Origin of the sequence: Nostoc sp. JL33, assembly GCF_017114985.1 — a bacterium.
GTDB lineage: Bacteria > Cyanobacteriota > Cyanobacteriia > Cyanobacteriales > Nostocaceae > Nostoc.
In genome coordinates this window covers 78,139-93,319 of the sequence record NZ_JABXKP010000039.1, presented here as the reverse complement: position 1 = coordinate 93,319, position 15,181 = coordinate 78,139, and the positions used below count along the sequence as shown (strand labels likewise).

Below are 15,181 nucleotides of genomic sequence, written 5' to 3'. Positions count from 1 at the left end.
GTCTCGTAGAGAAGGCATCGCCTGCCAATGAAGTTACAAATCATCTGGATCAACACCGAGCGATCGCAATCTTTCTGCTAATCGTTCTGCCCGTTGACTCTCCTGTTCGGCTCGTTGACTCTGGTGTTCTGCCCGTTCCTCCGGTGTGGCAATCCAATTACCTGTAGCATCGTACCAACGCAGCCATAAACCTTCTGTTTGCTGATAACTCCCGCTCCATACTCCTAAGCCTAATTCCAGTTCTGTTAACCAAAACTTTTGTTCTGGAACTTCTACTGGTTGATATCGTGTTGCGGTTAATTGAAACACTCGCAATTGATTTTGATAGCGGTCAAACACGATATAGTAAGGAATTCGCAAACTCTGTTCATACGCCAACCATTTTGTTGGTGGCTTCTTGGCATCCCTGAATGTTTGTCCTAAATCTTCGGCTTCTGTACCGGGTGAAAGTAATTCAACTACTAAAAATGGGGCGATTCCTTCTTGCCAAACAACATAGCTCAGGCGCATATCTTGTTGTTGTTGGGCACGAGATACACCTAATACCAAAAACCAGTCTGGTCTTTTGTGCCACAATCTATTGCGGGCATCGTAATACAGATTTAAATCTGTGCCAATAAACATTTCCCCAGTTGGGTAATTTGGGGGTTTACAGGTTTCGCGTAATAATTGGGGTTGGAAGTCGTGGAATTCGTCCGGCAAACCAGGCTCCTCTGGGTCTTCACTAGGAAGATCATACATTGTCGGCATGGTTTCCCTTGGTGGACGGGGATGCATCTGTTCGGGTAAGTCCATATCCTCTGGATCTTCACTGGGCAGATCATACATTGTCGGCAGGACTTGGCTCTTGGGTAAGGGTGGATCTGTTTGGTACATAGCTTCGTTTTTCAGCAAAATTGGCTAAAGTTATTCCTATTTCTGCTGATGCCTCCCGACGAGCAGCTTACTACTTATATTTTATAAGAGCGATCGCCCCATTCCAAGCATTGCGATCGCAAACCCTTTACAGCCTGAGCTAGAAAGCTTCAGTTCTAGCAATTTCCAAAAAACGGTATCCAAATGCTTTAACTTCTTCTCTATTTCTTGCCTGAGCTAAAGTTTCTTCCTCATAATTAGATCCAGGTTTGAGTTTTTCCCACCATTCAGCAATTAAATCTGCTAGTTTAGTATATTTTTTACCTAAATTTTCAACTCGAATAACAGTGTCAGACATTAGCTTTCCAGTTATCAGTAGTTATAATGATGTCCGCAGCGATGAGGAACGACAAAGCAATCCCAGTCATTGCGATCGCTTCCCTGCGAGAAAGCAACGCAAAACAGAGGTTTTAGCAATGGAGGTTTAACCCATCCTGAATTGACCAACAATCTCATATAATTCGCTACTACAAATGATGCGTTACCTGAAACCCTTGTAGAGACGTTACATATAACGTCTCTACATTCATTTTCCCAGATGTCTAATAGGTTTCTGAGTATGGGTCAGTAGACTGGAAAAAATGCTAATATTACATCGACGTAATACCTAAGTGCATGTCGTGGGATATAGAATACACTGATAACTTTGAGAGTTAGTGGCAAACTCTAACTGAAGATCAACAAGATGATGTGGTTAGTGTTGTTCAACTACTTGAAGAAAGGGGAACACAGCTAACTTTTCCCTATTCGTCCAGTGTTAACGGTTCAAAACACTCTCACATGAGAGAATTACGTATACAAAGTGGACGCAATCCGATTCGAGTTTTTTACGCTTTTGATCCAAGACGAGTCGCTATTCTACTCATTGGAGGTGAAAAAACTGGAGATAAACGCTTTTATCAAAAATATATTCCTATTGCCGATCAACTTTATGATGAGTACCTTCAGGAGATTAGAGAGGAAGGCTTGATATGACAGGACATCAGAAGTTTTCTCACTTAACTCAAGATTTTTCTCCAGCGAGAAAAGCAAAAATAGTAGCGAAAAAAGCACAATTAAAAGAAGAGATGGCACTTCATGAATTGCGCCAAGCATTGAAAATATCTCAAGCTGAACTGGCTGAAAAATTACAAGTGAAACAACCAGCTATTTCACGATTAGAAAAGCGTACCGATATGTATGTTAGTCATTTACGTCAAGTGATCGAAGTAATGGGAGGTGAACTGGAAATAGTTGCACGTTTTGCAGATGGTGAAGTGAAAATCAACAATTTTAGTGAGTTAAATCCCTAGAGGATGTTTTAAAAGTATTTTTGGTAACACCAAAGCCTCTCGACCTTTCGGGGAGAGGAATGGAAGCGGGGTTTGTAGTATGCTTTAAGACTTGCTAAACATCCTCTTAGCCTCTACCATCATTTGCACAACCTGCTTCATCTTATATTTCGCCTGCCATCCCAGCTTGTCCTTCGCTTTAACTGGATTTCCTTTACCCACTGCTAAATCTGTAGGTCGCAGCAGGCTATTATCGATCACAACATGGTTACGCCAATCTAAATTCACAGATGCAAATGCTGCTGCGACAAATTCCTCTAATGAACTGCTCTCTCCCGTAGCAATTACATAATCATCCGGCTGTGACTGTTGCAGCATCAAATACATCGCTTCTACATATTCCGGTGCCCAACCCCAGTCACGCTGAATCTGCATATTTCCCAAATAAAGCTGCTCAGTGCTACCTTCAGCAATGCGACAAGCAGCCGCAACAATCTTTTGAGTCACAAATCTTTCTGGTCGCAAGGGAGATTCATGATTAAATAGAATCCCAGAACAGGCAAACAAACCATAAGCTTCCCGGTAGTTAGCAACTTCCCAAAAAGCAGCAGCTTTAGCCACAGCATAAGGGCTTCTGGGGCGGAATGGCGTTGTTTCATCAGCAGCAGTTTGGCCAGTATCCCCAAAACATTCACTAGAACCAGCATTATAGAGTTTGATTGGGACACCTAAAAAGCGAATAGCTTCTAATAAATTTAGAGTACCAGTAGTGATACTTTCTAAAGTTTCTACTGGTTGTTCAAAAGACAAACCAACTGAACTTTGTCCTGCCAAGTTGTAGATTTCATCTGGCTGGATTTTTGTCAGCACTTGCAATACACTCCGAAAGTCATTCAGAGCCATTGATTCTAACTTTACCTGGTCACGGATAGCTAAGTGAAGCAAATTTTGGAAAGAGGAAATCTGGGCATCTCGTGAAGTACCACAGATGGTATAGCCTTGATTAAGAAGTAAGTGTGCCAGGTAAGCTCCATCCTGACCCGATATTCCACAAATGAGAGCTTTCTTCATCAGCTTATTTTAGAGGATGTTTTAAATCTATTGGGCGAATATAATTCGCTACTACACAAAGCTTAGTCCACGGAGGTGGACTAATGCAAATTCAAGGGTTTGTTAACTCTCCCCTTCCCTACAAGGGAAGGGGTTGGGGGTTAGGTCTCTATTAGACCTTTAAATCACATCTGCAAAAGTCCGTTCCACCTTACGAAAATACCAAATACCACTGATAAATAGCAAAATTACTAATCCCAAAGATAGTAAAAAACCGGGTAAATATAACTTTGAACCCCCTAAAATCGCCCAACGGAAACCATCAATCACCCCGACAATAGGGTTCAGGGAGTATAACAACCGCCATTTTTCTGGAACAACACTGCTGCTAAATCCCACTGGCGAAATATACAAACCAAACTGCACAATAAACGGCACAATGTAACGAAAATCTCGATACTTGACATTTAGAGAAGCAAACCATAATCCCGCCCCCATTGAAGCAGCAAAAGCAATAACAATAAACAGTGGTAGTGTCAGAATTCGCCAACTGGGGACAAAGTTATACCAAGCCATTAACCCCAATAAAATCATCCCTGAAATCAGGAAGTCTACGAAGCTTACTACTACTGCACTTGTCGGTACAATTAAACGAGGAAAATACACCTTTGAGATTAAGTTAGCATTGCCAATCAAACTATTGCTGCACTCCGAGAGAGAGTTGGCGAAGAATTGCCAAGGCAACATCGCTGAAAAAACTAGAATTGGATAAGGCACACCCTCGGAAGGCAACTTTGCCAATTGTCCAAACACAATTGTAAAAACTACCATAGTCAAAAACGGACGAATCAGTGCCCAAGCAATACCGATCGCAGTTTGCTTATATCGCACCAAAATATCACGCCAAGCAAGAAAATAAAATAATTCTCTATAGCGCCATATGTCTTTCCAATACTGTTGGTCTGTGTGTCCAGCTTCAATCACTAACTCCTGTTGAGAGAGAATTTTGGGACTACTCATAATTATTGATTGAAGATTAATATATTTAACAAAATGGCACTAATAACACTTAACTGACAAACTGGAAACCTTTAAGACCTTGATAACCAACATACCTGGCACTCTTACGCGTAAACTCCCCAACAGAAGGGTTCCCTAGAGAATCAATCACTCCGCTTACTTGCTGCCATAGTTCTTGTGGTGCTACCGAAATTTCATAACTGCGATCGCCACACTTGTGAATATGATACCAAGTTGTTTGCTGACACTCTTCACACCAAAAAGCTTCTAACCATTCCCCTTCTATAGCCACTGCGGTTTGGTTAGCTACTAACATCAACGCATTCCGCCGACTCATCCCTCGTTCCTGTAACTGACCTGCTTGATCAGCAAACATTTTATATTTCTGACTGACACTATCGATATAGCAGTTATGAATGGGGCAATAAATAGCCCGTCGCTGGGAACGTTTCCGATTTCGGTCACACCTTTTCTGCAATTCCACCTCCTGTATAGACAAAAACTATGAGCAAGGAAGGCTATTTTGGAGGGACTGAGATCAATAAGACCATCGAAGCCCAACTCCTAAAAAAATACTCCAAAAATATTAAATTAATTCCAATATACTTACTTTACATCGCTTTGAGATATGGCTATTATCTCATCAGACAATAGTGCCTGCTCCAAAATATGTAAATATTGTTGAGAGATAACTTTCGGTGTAAAGTGCGACGATCGCAAATACTGGCGACCTGCTTTGCCCATCTGCTCTCCTATTTGTGGATCTCGATTCAGAAAGCGAATAAATTGCGCTAGACCTTGACTATCTCCATTATCAAATGTCCCACCACAGTTGGCTTCAGCCATTAATTCTCTCAGATATGAAGTCTGTGAGCAAATTACTGCTATTGGTCGCCCAGAGGCTAAAGCTGAATAAAATTTGCTGGGAACAACTAAACCCTCTGTAGTTGCATCCACACTCACTAGTGATAGATCGCAAGCTGTTAAAGAATAGGGTAACACTTGCTGATCTTGATAAGGTAAAAACGTAAAATTGTTCAGCCCTAATCGATTTACTTCCGTGATTAATTCTTCGCGTTTGGCACCACCACCAATACAGACAAACTCAATTGGCTCATCTTGTAGTTGCTTTGCAGCTTCTAACATGGTGTCCATGTCATGGCAGCGACCCATATTGCCAGAATAGAGTACGGTAAATTTGTTAACTAACTTATACTTCCAAGCAAACCAGTTTTCTCGCTTGGCAATCGGCACGATCGCTTCTGGATTAGCCCAACTGTGAATTATAGAAATCTTATCAGCTACTTCGGGACAATGCGCTACTACATGTTGTTTCATCACCGGACTAAGTACTATAATCCCTTTGGCTTTTAGCCAAACCTGTTTGTTGATCCCATCCCACAAGCGTACTAGCCAGTGACGCTTGGAAATTACACCTAGTGCGATCGCAATATCAGGGTATAGATCATAGAGTACACACACATAGGGCAATCGGAATAATAAATAACCGAGATATCCTATAACTGGCAAGAATGGGGGAGCTGTAGTTATTAGTAATATATTGTTGCGACGCCAAGCTCTCAGCAGATAGAGCATAGCACGTAAAGTATATAGTATCCCATTAACAGCTTTACCACGAATTCTTCCCGGCCACAGTTGGGCAGTGCGCGATCGCTGAATTCTAATTTGGTCAGCCCATTCAACTGCTGAGGCCGTATGAGAGCTAAACGCATATCCTGGCTGACTTGTAAAGACTTCAATCTCCACCCCTTGCTTCCCTAACTGTTTCACTAGTTCTTCGATCAGCTGCCCTGTAGCAGCATAATCTGGGGGAAAAAATTGGGTCAGCACAGATAATTTAATTGATTTTTGAGTTTTTACAGAAGGTTTATTCCTTGCATCTAACTCAGTAGAAATCGATGGCAATAATTGTTGATTAATCCATTCATTAAGTTCATTAAGTCTCATCTGCTATGCTCCTAGTCTAGAGTAGAAAAATGCTTGTTTATTCCTTCAATGTTTGAAAGATTCAAGCAACATATTAAAGTCTCCCTGAGCGGAACGAGTTAAAGCAAAAAACCTAATCTCTTTTTAGGACTGAGATGCTTTACCAAGAAAGAATAAAGGCATCAATCGTCAGAAGAAAGCTCTGAATTTTGTACGCCTGGCGGATAGCGCCACGCTTTCTCGTGTTCGCGTACTCCTGCAAAGAAGCAAGCTAGCAAGAGCGTCTGTCTGCGACACGCTGCACAAACGTAGAGAACTTCTGAATAAAGGGGTTTAAGACCCCCACTAAATCTGCGTATTTAGTGGTCAACAATAAAGTGGCGGGTTTCTCTTACAAAGTTGCTCCTCTTGGGGAGACCCCAAGACCGCACTTTGCGCTGAATCCCCCACTGATAGCGCTACGCAAAGTAAGTCCGCTAGCGTCTTAATTTTGACTCCTGACTTTTGAATTCTTCTTGGAACACTACGCACCCTGTGGCAAGGCTTTTCTACGAAAAGCTACCTAAACTAGAAGAATAATGATACAGAACTAACTGTTTAAACATCCTTAAAGGCATTTAAAGATATGATCATTGAGTTTGATTTTTACGTGTAACATCTGTTACGCCCCACCTTATCATCTTTCAATTATAAAGCCCAAAACCTCATCAAAACTTTATATTTAAAAAAATATACTCGCAAAGTTTTTATAAAGTTAATATTTTAATTACTTAAGTTTTGTATAAATTTAGTTAGTATTTTTATACTGTACGTAACTAAATAGGGCGTTTCAGGCTTTTCTCAATCATCCTTTAATAAGTTGCCGAGGCATAGCCCAACGCTGTTATCGGTGAAAAAGCGTCGAAAATCAAGTTTTAACAGCTTAAACTCGTATTGGATATTTGGTATTTTTTGTCAATGGTTGAGTTCTATTGTTATACTTTGAGCAAGCAGATCCCATCTAAGTAACTTAAGCTATGCTTATTACTTCCTTTATTACGTATTACGCTCAATAACAATACGAGGTTTCATTAAAGGGAATATAAAATCAATATTATATTTTGTATATATTATTACTTATATGCAAACTGCCTAACTGAAAGTTTCAAAAGCCTTTTTACTGCTCCCGTTCAGTGCATTACCAACTATTAAACACATGATAGAGAATTATCCTTCTCAAAATTCAAGTTCTAATGGCAGTCATAACTCTGTGCCTCCATTCCCTCAAAATCAACCTGTTCGGTGGGCTGAAGAACAAGAAGATGAATGGAGCTTTCAAGAATTTATAAGTATTTTACGGCGGCGATCGCTACTCATCACAAGTGTAACGATTACTATGATGACACTTGTAGTGATTAACTTGGTGGTAAACGAGAAGCCTCCAGAATATGAAGGCAGTTTTCAACTGTTGGTAGAACCTGTAAATGATGTAAGTGATGACCCCAAAGTTCTGGATGTTGTTAAAGACTTGAACTCACAGAAGTCTAGTCTAGATTATGAAAGCCAAATTCAGGTTCTTAAGAGTCCTGAACTGATGAAAACCACTCTTAAACAGTTGCAAGCCTCCTATCCAGAAATCGACTATTATTCTCTTGTTGAGTCTCTAAAGATTAATCGGTTACAAGAAACCAAGATTATAGAAGTTCGTTATCAAAGTAGCAATCCAAAGCAGACTCAAGTTGTACTAGAGCGAATAGCAGAGAATTACTTAGACTATAGTCAACTAAGGAGGCAAACCAAGTTACGTCAGGGGCTTCAGTTTGTTGAAAAACAACTGCCATTTATCCAAAATAGGGTCGATCAGATTCAAAAAGAATTGCAACTTTTTCGACAAAGGTACAATTTTAATGACCCAGAAAGCCAAGTAGCGCAAATTGCTTCACAAACTGTTGAATTCTCTCGACAAAAACAAGTAATTGATCTACAGTTAGCCCAAGTTCGTGCTAATTTTGCTATCCTGCAAGGAAAAAATGGAGCAACAACAATTCTGAATAATGCTCCTTTATATCAACAGTTGATTAGCCAAATACGCCTATTTGATCTTCAGATTGCTACGGAATCAACTCGTTTACAAGAAGAGAATCCCAGCATCCAAACATTGAAAGAGAAACGAGCTAGTCTTTTACCTTTGCTACGTCAAGAGTCAGAGCGCTTATTGAGTGTAGAGTTTGCCCAAGTAGCGACACAGTTTCAGAACTTAGAAGCACAAAGCCAAGAACTTGCCAAAATAGAACAGAAATTTGCACAACGACGCAAGCAACTGCCAATTTTGATCCGACAGTACACTGAATTACAGCGCAAATTACAAATTGCTACTGAAAGTTTAAATCGGTTTCTATCAACCCACGAAAATCTCCAAATTGAAATATCCCAATCGGATGTTGGCTGGCAATTACTTCAAAGACCAACTACCCCAGATATTCCTATTGATTCTTTTTCTACCCAACGCAATTTTATACTGGGATTGGTTGCAAGCATCCTCGCAGCAATTGGTATTACCTTACTTGTAGAAAAGCTAGATAATACCTACCATACTGTTGATGAACTGAAAAAGAAGCTCAAACAACCATTGTTAGGAAATATTCCTTTTGAAAAGCAAATTGACACTAAGAAAAACCGCGCTTCTAATCAAAAAAGTCCCTTAGCAAATATCCAAAACTCTTCTTGTCAGGCAACTGCTAGGTTGGGTGTTTTACTAGATAAAGAGTATGGTGACTCTTCTACCCACTTTTCAGAAGCGCTACGGGTACTTTATACCAATATTCAACTACTCAGTTCCGATCGCCCGATGCGCTCTATAGTTATTAGTTCAGCTATGAGTGGTGATGGGAAGTCTACGGTTGCCTTGCATCTAGCTCAAATAGCTACAGCAATGGGGCAACGAGTTCTACTGGTAGATGCTGATCTTCGTAAACCCACAATTCACACTCTATCAGGTTTAAATAATCTATGGGGATTAAGTAATTTAATTACTACAAACTTGCCAGTGGGAGAAGTAATGCGGCAACTACCTTCCATGAACCAATTATCTGTAATCACCTCTGGACCAATACCACCCGATCCGACAAAGTTGCTCTCATCTCAAAAAATGAAGCAACTAATGGCAGATTTACATAACAGTTTTGACTTAGTGATTTATGATGTCCCTCCCTTGCTGGGATTAGCCGATGCTAGCCTGATAGTACCCCACACTGATGGGCTTTTGATAGTAGTCAGGATTGAAAAAACAAATTCCTCGATGCTAAAAGCAGCTTTAGATAACCTGAAAATTTCTCGGTTGAATATATTAGGCATAGTTGGTAATGGTCATAAAAGTAGGAGCAATAGTTATTATTATTAGGAAATTTACGTTAAGTTTGGATTGATTTGCTTTCTTAGCCATTGACGAAATGCTTTCAGCGTTGGACTTCTACCTACAGTTCGGCTCTGTTCGACAAACTGAGGAATTACTTCAACAATGGGCAAGTTTGGAAAAGTAGAACTAATTTCAGAGTTAATATATTTGCCATCCTGAAGAATATTAATTTCTAGCTTGCCATCTTCATATCGCCACAGTTCAGGAACTCCTAATGCTTCGTAAGCATCTAGTTGAGTTTTGGAAGTAACATCAACTTCAATTGCTAAGTCAGGTGGCGGATCAACCGTCAAGTCTATTTGTTCTTTACCAATCATTTGAGCATAATTTTGAATGTAGGAAGAGTCATCAGGCTCTACACCAAAAGCCATATCTTCACGTTTAAAGGTGGTTGAGCCAAATGTTTCACAGTCAATCTCTAACTCCTCCAGCAGAATTTTTACCAAATCCCCAATGATGACTTTGGCTTTCTCATGCTTTGGTAACGGCATTCTCATCTCCAAAGTTCCGTGGCTGTAAGCCAATCGAGCGGCTCGATGGTCGCCAAGTTCTTCTAAAATTGCCTCAAATTCTTGCCAGCTAACATCGTGGAGTATTACTCTATGTCCCGGCGGAACACTTAATTGTCTTAATTGAAGTGTTCCCATCACTAATTACTTCAATCTACGACTAGGTTTATAAAAGCAGGTATGAAGTTATCGTAGCAGTAAAGGATAAAAATGTTAGCCAATCTTTAATTCTTTTTGAACGTGCTTTTGAAATTCAAGCAAGCCTTGCTCGTCCCAACGTTGTTTAAATGCTTTTATACGTTCTAGTCTATATGCAGTTCCACCCATTGGAAATTGAATTTTAGGCTCGAATAATTCGTCAGTATTTGGGGGATTATCCCAATTATCAGTTATCCAAACAACTTCAACATAGCGATAAATATTAAATTCATTTTCAGCATTTGTTTGAATGCTTATACCAAATTGCCTTTGGTTGTCATTTTTAACGCGATTTAGTTATTAGCCCGAAACTTAAAGTTCCGGGCTAGTGTTGATTTTAGATTAATCCAAAATCCAAAATCCAAAATTATTTGCCGTTGCCGTTTCCACCATTACCATTACTTTGAATGACACGTTCAGCAAGCTTTTCTGGCACCTCCTGCAAATGGTCATATTCCCAGTGGAAAGAACCAACACCGAGAGTGAGCGATCGCAGCTCTACAATAAAGTTTTGCATCTCTGCTTGTGGTAAGTATGCAGAGACATTATCCCAGCCTTGCCAATCGTTTCTACCTTCATAGCCTAAAATTTGCCCCCGTCTACCACTCAACAGTTGCAGCACTTTCGAGGTAAATTCGCTAGGTGTTGTCACTTCCACCCGCAGAATTGGTTCTAACAGGGTAGGTTCCGCTTGGGGTATCCCCGTTTGCATTGCCAATCGGGCAGCTTGCTTAAAGGCTTGTTCGGAACTATCAACGTTATGATACGAACCATTAGTCAGAGTTACCGCCAAATCCACCATTGGGAAGCCCAAAGGCCCATGTGTCAGAAATTCCCGCACGCCCATTTCCACCCCAGGAATGTACTGTTTCGGAACCACGCCACCGACAATAGTTTCATTAAAGTTAAAGCCTGTACCCCGTGGTAAAGGCTTAATTTCGAGAAAAACATCACCAAACTGTCCGTGACCACCGCTTTGATGCTTGTAGCGCCCATGAACTGAAGCTACTGTTTTGCGGATGGTTTCTTTGTAAGGCACTTGCGGTAAGTGGGTTGTCATCGGTAAGTTATATTTGCGGCGCAGTCTGTCGAGGGTGACTTGCAAATGAATTTCGCCTTGACCCCAAAGAATTACTTCGTGGGTATCGCCATGTTGTTCCCAAGCAAGTGAGCAGTCTTCTTCTAACAACTTGGTGATGGCACTGCTGAGTTTAACTTCATCGTTGCGCTTTTCTGGTGTAATAGCAAGGGCATACACTGGTTCCAAGTGTGCAGCTTTGGGTAATTCCATCGCCGACTGCTGTTCTGTAGAGATTGTATCGCCTGTCTTGATTCCTTCTAAACGGCTCAATGCGACAATTTCACCAGCACTAACTTGGTTAACGAACTGCTGTTGTTGTCCCATCAGGCGGTAAATTCCACCAGTACGAATGCCATTGAGGACAATACCATCAGTTAATTTGCCCCGCCAAACACGCACGAGAGAGAGTTTGCCACCTTGGGGAGTGTAATAAGTTTTTAATACCTGCGCTAGAGGTGTATCACCTTTTATGTTTTTTAAACGACGTTCTGCTGTGCTTTCTGGTTCGGGGGCTTCCCGTAACAAGGCTTCTAATAGAGGTCTAACACCATAATCTTGTTCTGCCACACCAAAGAAAACGGGCACTACTAAATCTGCCCCTAATTCCATTTTTAAATCTTTGAGGATTTCTTCTTGGGGTGGTTCGATATCTTCTAAAAGTTCTTCGAGTAAATGGTCGTCAAAATTTGCTAAGGCTTCCAGCATTTCTGCCCGCGCTGTATGCTCTTCTTCTTTTAAACTTTCGGGGAAGGGAATAGGGTCAGCAGGTGCGCCTGGATGATATTTATATGCCTGTTCGCTCACCATATCAATAAAGCCGGTGAGTTCTTCCCCGTTCATGATCGGATATTGATGCGCTACCAAAGGACGGCTAGATACTGCTTTCAGGGCGTGTAACGTTTCCAAAACGTGAATATTTGCCCGATCCATTTTGTTGACAAAGACGAGGTGGGGAATTTCCCAATCGTCTAGGAATTTAAATAGAGGGGCAAGGGTGAGGACTCGCTCGCGTATGGGTTCGCAAACTACAATTGCCGCATCCACTCCAATTAAAGCATTGTACGTTTCTTGGGCAAATTCTACACTTCCCGGACAGTCAATAAAAGTGAAGCTAATGCCGTTATACTCAGTGCTAGCGGCGGTTACTTCTACACTCATCTGGCGATCGCGCGACTCAGCAGCACTATCTCCCACTGTATTGCTGTCCTTAACACTGCCTTTGCGGGAAATTGCCCCTGTGACAAATAACAAGCTTTCTAGTAAAGTGGTTTTTCCACTTAAATAAGGCCCGACAATTGCAACATTCCGCGAACCCGATTTTACTTTTTCGTTCATAAAACCTCCCTTGCGGTAAGTTTTTCCTAACCGCATTATTCTGCTGTATTTATCAGGGATAAAAAATGCTTCTCTGGAGTCAAAATTACCCCTTCTTAATTCGTTATTATCCTCCTTTTAATGGAAAGTTAAAAAAAATGTAGCCTGTTGTAAGATTTAGCTTAAGAAAAGTTAAGTATCACAAACTTTCATCCCGAAGAAAAAACTTTTGTAAAAAAGTCCTTATCAAGTAAATTTAACTGAAAGTGTTGCGAGTCAGAAAATCAATGGGATTATCATTCTCTAAATATCGCATAGCAGGGTTAGTAAGTTTGATGCTGCTTGTTAGTATTTCCTTCCCCTCTGTTTCTCTATCTCCTCCTGTTGCCTTAAAGCTGGCACAATCTAATGCTAAAACTGCCATAGACTGGTTAAACCAAGGCTTACAGGCAATTCAGTCCGGAAAAGTACAAGATGCGATCGCTGCCTTTAAAAAAGCAACCCAATTAGATCCGACATTAGCACCAGCGCACTATAATCTAGGGCTAGCATTCCGACAAACGGGAAAATTACAACCCTCTGCGGACGCATTTTATCGAGCAACGCAAGCCGATCCTAAATTTGCTCCAGCTTTTGCTAATTTAGGTGGTGCGTTGTTAGAAGGCAATAATTTACAGTTAGCTAACGATTATTTGCAACGATCGTTGGAACTCGATCCCAAACTAGGATTTGCCCACTATAACTTGGGATTGGTACGAGAACAGCAAGGAGATTGTAAGCAAGCGATCGCATCTTTTAAAAAAGCGATAGAATATAGCAAAAATGCACCAGAGCCTCCTTATCATATGGGGATGTGTTATCTCCAACAAGGCAAAGTTGATCAAGCAAAAGATGCCTTTCGTAAGGCAGTAAAAATTAATCCGAAGTATCCAGAAGCTTACTATAATCTCGGTTCAATTTGGTTTATCCAACACAAATTACAAGAGGCATTAGAAGCTTTTAGAAAATCAGCCGAAGCTAACTCTAACTATCCCAACGCTTATTATGGTGCAGGGTTAGTTTTTATGCAGTTACAGCAATATAAGGATGCAGTACAAGTATTGCAATTTGCTAAAGATTTATACAATGCTCAGGGTAATCCCCAATGGGGAAAGAATGCCGAGCAATTGTTGCAACAAGCACAAAATTTAAATTACCAACCTCGCTGAGGCGTAAAAGCTTAATATTGCATAACATAAAACTATTGGGTTGACTCGCTGGTGTTGTCTGAACTAGTCCCGATTGGAATAAAACGTACATGCAAAAGCGCCAGAAAAGTCGATTTTTATTTAGCGATCGCTGGCTTGATCGGCACTCAATTGTTCGCAACATGGAAGCCTTTCAAGACTTAATTGTGATTGTCTTGTGTTTGGGTTTATTCGCCGTCATGCTGATCCAATTGTGGGGGATAGCTATCGCCATCACGCAGCCACTAGACTATAAACATGTGACTGCAAAAATACTATTTGTGTTGATTTTAGTCGAGTTATTTCGACTATTAATGGTCTATTTGCAAGAACATAGTATCTCTGTGGGAGTGGCAGTTGAGGTAACAATTGTATCTCTCCTGCGAGAGATAGTAGTTCACGGTGCGCTGGAAATTTATTGGGTTAATACGCTGGCAATTTGTGGATTGTTGTTTGTTCTGGGTGGACTACTTGTGGTGTGTGCTAAGACGCCACACATGGATTGTATGAGTGCTAACACTAAGTTTTGTCCGGTTGCGTATAAAGGAGGTAGAGAACGGCAAAATGAGTTGGAATTCCAGTATTCACGTCAATGTGATCAGAATCAACCGCTTGGATGAACTTCTATGAAAATGGGGAGTGGGGAGTGGGGAGTGGGGAAAAAGTATTTTTCTACTCTCCACTCTTTTGTTTGAGACTGTATCAGGAACTTTGAAGCATCTAAAATCGTTCGACTGAAAATAATCGACAAGTCTAAATCTAAAATCACAAGGTACTTCCGACGTATTGAAATATACTCTTTTTGGAAGATGAATCGCTCTTTAAGGGTGAGTATAAAGTTAATTATAAATTCTAAAAGAGGGTCAAGCAATGACTACAAATACAGGTAACGGACAGTCTCAAGAAGTAATTAGCGACTTGGAGTATGATTTTGTCACCGTGTTGCACAACAAGGCTGAAGCCGTTAAGGCTTATGATATATACATCAAAGATGCACAGCAAGCCGGTTCCCAGCCTTGTGTAGAGTTGTTCGAGAAACTGCGCCAATCTGATATTGAGCACGCACAAGAAGTTCGCCGACATCTACAACAAGTGCTACAACACGGTAAGATGTAAGCCAGGTTTTTAAGTGCGTAGGCGTAAGCCCGTCGTAGACATCGCTTCTGATTTTATGAAACTAAAGATTAAATAGGCGATGTCTACACAGAGCCTGTTCGGTGATGCACTTACTCATTACATTAAGACGCAAACAGCCC

15 protein-coding genes and 1 pseudogene are annotated in these 15,181 nt (G+C 40.9%); 8 read left to right on the top strand and 8 right to left on the bottom strand.

The genetic code is table 11. From position 1 onward, the window contains the following. Positions 1-33 precede the first annotated feature (33 nt). Complete coding sequence (locus tag HWQ23_RS10385; protein ID WP_292827368.1) at positions 34-876, bottom strand: Uma2 family endonuclease; 843 nt, start codon at positions 874-876, stop codon at positions 34-36. Between the two features lie 20 nt (positions 877-896). Between HWQ23_RS10385 and HWQ23_RS10380 the strand changes: the two genes are divergently transcribed. Next, positions 897-1,019 (top strand): hypothetical protein, encoded by a 123-nt coding sequence (locus tag HWQ23_RS10380; RefSeq protein WP_292827366.1) that lies wholly within the window; start codon positions 897-899, stop codon positions 1,017-1,019. On the opposite strand, the gene HWQ23_RS10375 is transcribed toward HWQ23_RS10380, so the two are convergent. After that, entirely contained in the window at positions 1,016-1,213 is a 198-nt protein-coding gene (locus tag HWQ23_RS10375) for a hypothetical protein (protein WP_292827363.1), read from the bottom strand. The two genes, HWQ23_RS10380 and HWQ23_RS10375, sit on opposite strands and share 4 nt — an antisense overlap. Here HWQ23_RS10375 and HWQ23_RS10370 point away from each other — a divergent pair. The 3 genes and pseudogenes from HWQ23_RS10370 to HWQ23_RS10360 all read left to right on the top strand — a co-directional run bounded on the left by HWQ23_RS10370 (position 1,203) and on the right by HWQ23_RS10360 (position 2,207). After that, positions 1,203-1,343, top strand: a complete 141-nt coding sequence (locus HWQ23_RS10370) for a hypothetical protein (protein ID WP_292827360.1) — start codon at positions 1,203-1,205, stop codon at positions 1,341-1,343. The two genes, HWQ23_RS10375 and HWQ23_RS10370, sit on opposite strands and share 11 nt — an antisense overlap. A 244-nt stretch (positions 1,344-1,587) precedes the next feature. Continuing rightward, positions 1,588-1,890, top strand: a pseudogene (locus tag HWQ23_RS10365) (type II toxin-antitoxin system RelE/ParE family toxin); the annotation flags it as partial. Further along, entirely contained in the window at positions 1,887-2,207 is a 321-nt protein-coding gene (locus HWQ23_RS10360; protein ID WP_292827357.1) for an XRE family transcriptional regulator, read from the top strand. The pseudogene HWQ23_RS10365 and the gene HWQ23_RS10360, both read left to right, overlap by 4 nt. A gap of 84 nt (positions 2,208-2,291) precedes the next feature. Here HWQ23_RS10360 and HWQ23_RS10355 read toward each other — a convergent pair whose 3' ends face one another. From HWQ23_RS10355 to HWQ23_RS10340, 4 genes are all read right to left on the bottom strand, one after another. Then, positions 2,292-3,257, bottom strand: a complete 966-nt coding sequence (locus HWQ23_RS10355) for a GDP-mannose 4,6-dehydratase (protein ID WP_292827354.1) — start codon at positions 3,255-3,257, stop codon at positions 2,292-2,294. Positions 3,258-3,416: 159 nt separating this feature from the next. Then, the gene (locus HWQ23_RS10350; RefSeq protein ID WP_292827351.1) at positions 3,417-4,256 is read right to left on the bottom strand and encodes an ABC transporter permease; all 840 of its coding nucleotides are present in this window, start codon (positions 4,254-4,256) and stop codon (positions 3,417-3,419) included. Between the two features lie 49 nt (positions 4,257-4,305). Further along, on the bottom strand, positions 4,306-4,734 hold the full coding sequence (locus tag HWQ23_RS10345) for a hypothetical protein (RefSeq protein WP_292827624.1): 429 nt from the start codon (positions 4,732-4,734) through the stop codon (positions 4,306-4,308). A gap of 128 nt (positions 4,735-4,862) precedes the next feature. Beyond that, positions 4,863-6,224 carry a glycosyltransferase family 4 protein gene (locus HWQ23_RS10340; RefSeq protein WP_292827349.1) on the bottom strand — a complete coding sequence of 454 codons (1,362 nt, stop codon included), beginning with the start codon at positions 6,222-6,224 and terminating at the stop codon, positions 4,863-4,865. 1,174 nt (positions 6,225-7,398) lie between these two features. Between HWQ23_RS10340 and HWQ23_RS10335 the strand changes: the two genes are divergently transcribed. Further along, complete coding sequence (locus tag HWQ23_RS10335) at positions 7,399-9,582, top strand: GumC family protein (RefSeq protein WP_292827346.1); 2,184 nt, start codon at positions 7,399-7,401, stop codon at positions 9,580-9,582. 5 nt (positions 9,583-9,587) lie between these two features. On the opposite strand, the gene HWQ23_RS10330 is transcribed toward HWQ23_RS10335, so the two are convergent. Both HWQ23_RS10330 and HWQ23_RS10325 read right to left on the bottom strand, forming a co-directional pair. Beyond that, positions 9,588-10,244, bottom strand: coding sequence for a Uma2 family endonuclease (locus HWQ23_RS10330; protein ID WP_292827343.1), 657 nt, complete (start codon positions 10,242-10,244; stop codon positions 9,588-9,590). Positions 10,245-10,671: 427 nt separating this feature from the next. Next, positions 10,672-12,720 (bottom strand): elongation factor G, encoded by a 2,049-nt coding sequence (locus tag HWQ23_RS10325; RefSeq protein WP_292827340.1) that lies wholly within the window; start codon positions 12,718-12,720, stop codon positions 10,672-10,674. Between the two features lie 266 nt (positions 12,721-12,986). Between HWQ23_RS10325 and HWQ23_RS10320 the strand changes: the two genes are divergently transcribed. The 3 genes from HWQ23_RS10320 to HWQ23_RS10310 all read left to right on the top strand — a co-directional run bounded on the left by HWQ23_RS10320 (position 12,987) and on the right by HWQ23_RS10310 (position 15,041). Continuing rightward, positions 12,987-13,907, top strand: a complete 921-nt coding sequence (locus tag HWQ23_RS10320) for a tetratricopeptide repeat protein (RefSeq protein WP_292827337.1) — start codon at positions 12,987-12,989, stop codon at positions 13,905-13,907. An 89-nt stretch (positions 13,908-13,996) separates the two neighbouring features. After that, positions 13,997-14,545: a phosphate-starvation-inducible PsiE family protein gene (locus HWQ23_RS10315; protein WP_292827334.1), complete on the top strand. Its 549-nt coding sequence runs from the start codon at positions 13,997-13,999 to the stop codon at positions 14,543-14,545. Between the two features lie 250 nt (positions 14,546-14,795). Continuing rightward, positions 14,796-15,041 carry a hypothetical protein gene (locus HWQ23_RS10310; RefSeq protein ID WP_292827331.1) on the top strand — a complete coding sequence of 82 codons (246 nt, stop codon included), beginning with the start codon at positions 14,796-14,798 and terminating at the stop codon, positions 15,039-15,041. Positions 15,042-15,181: the final 140 nt, after the last annotated feature.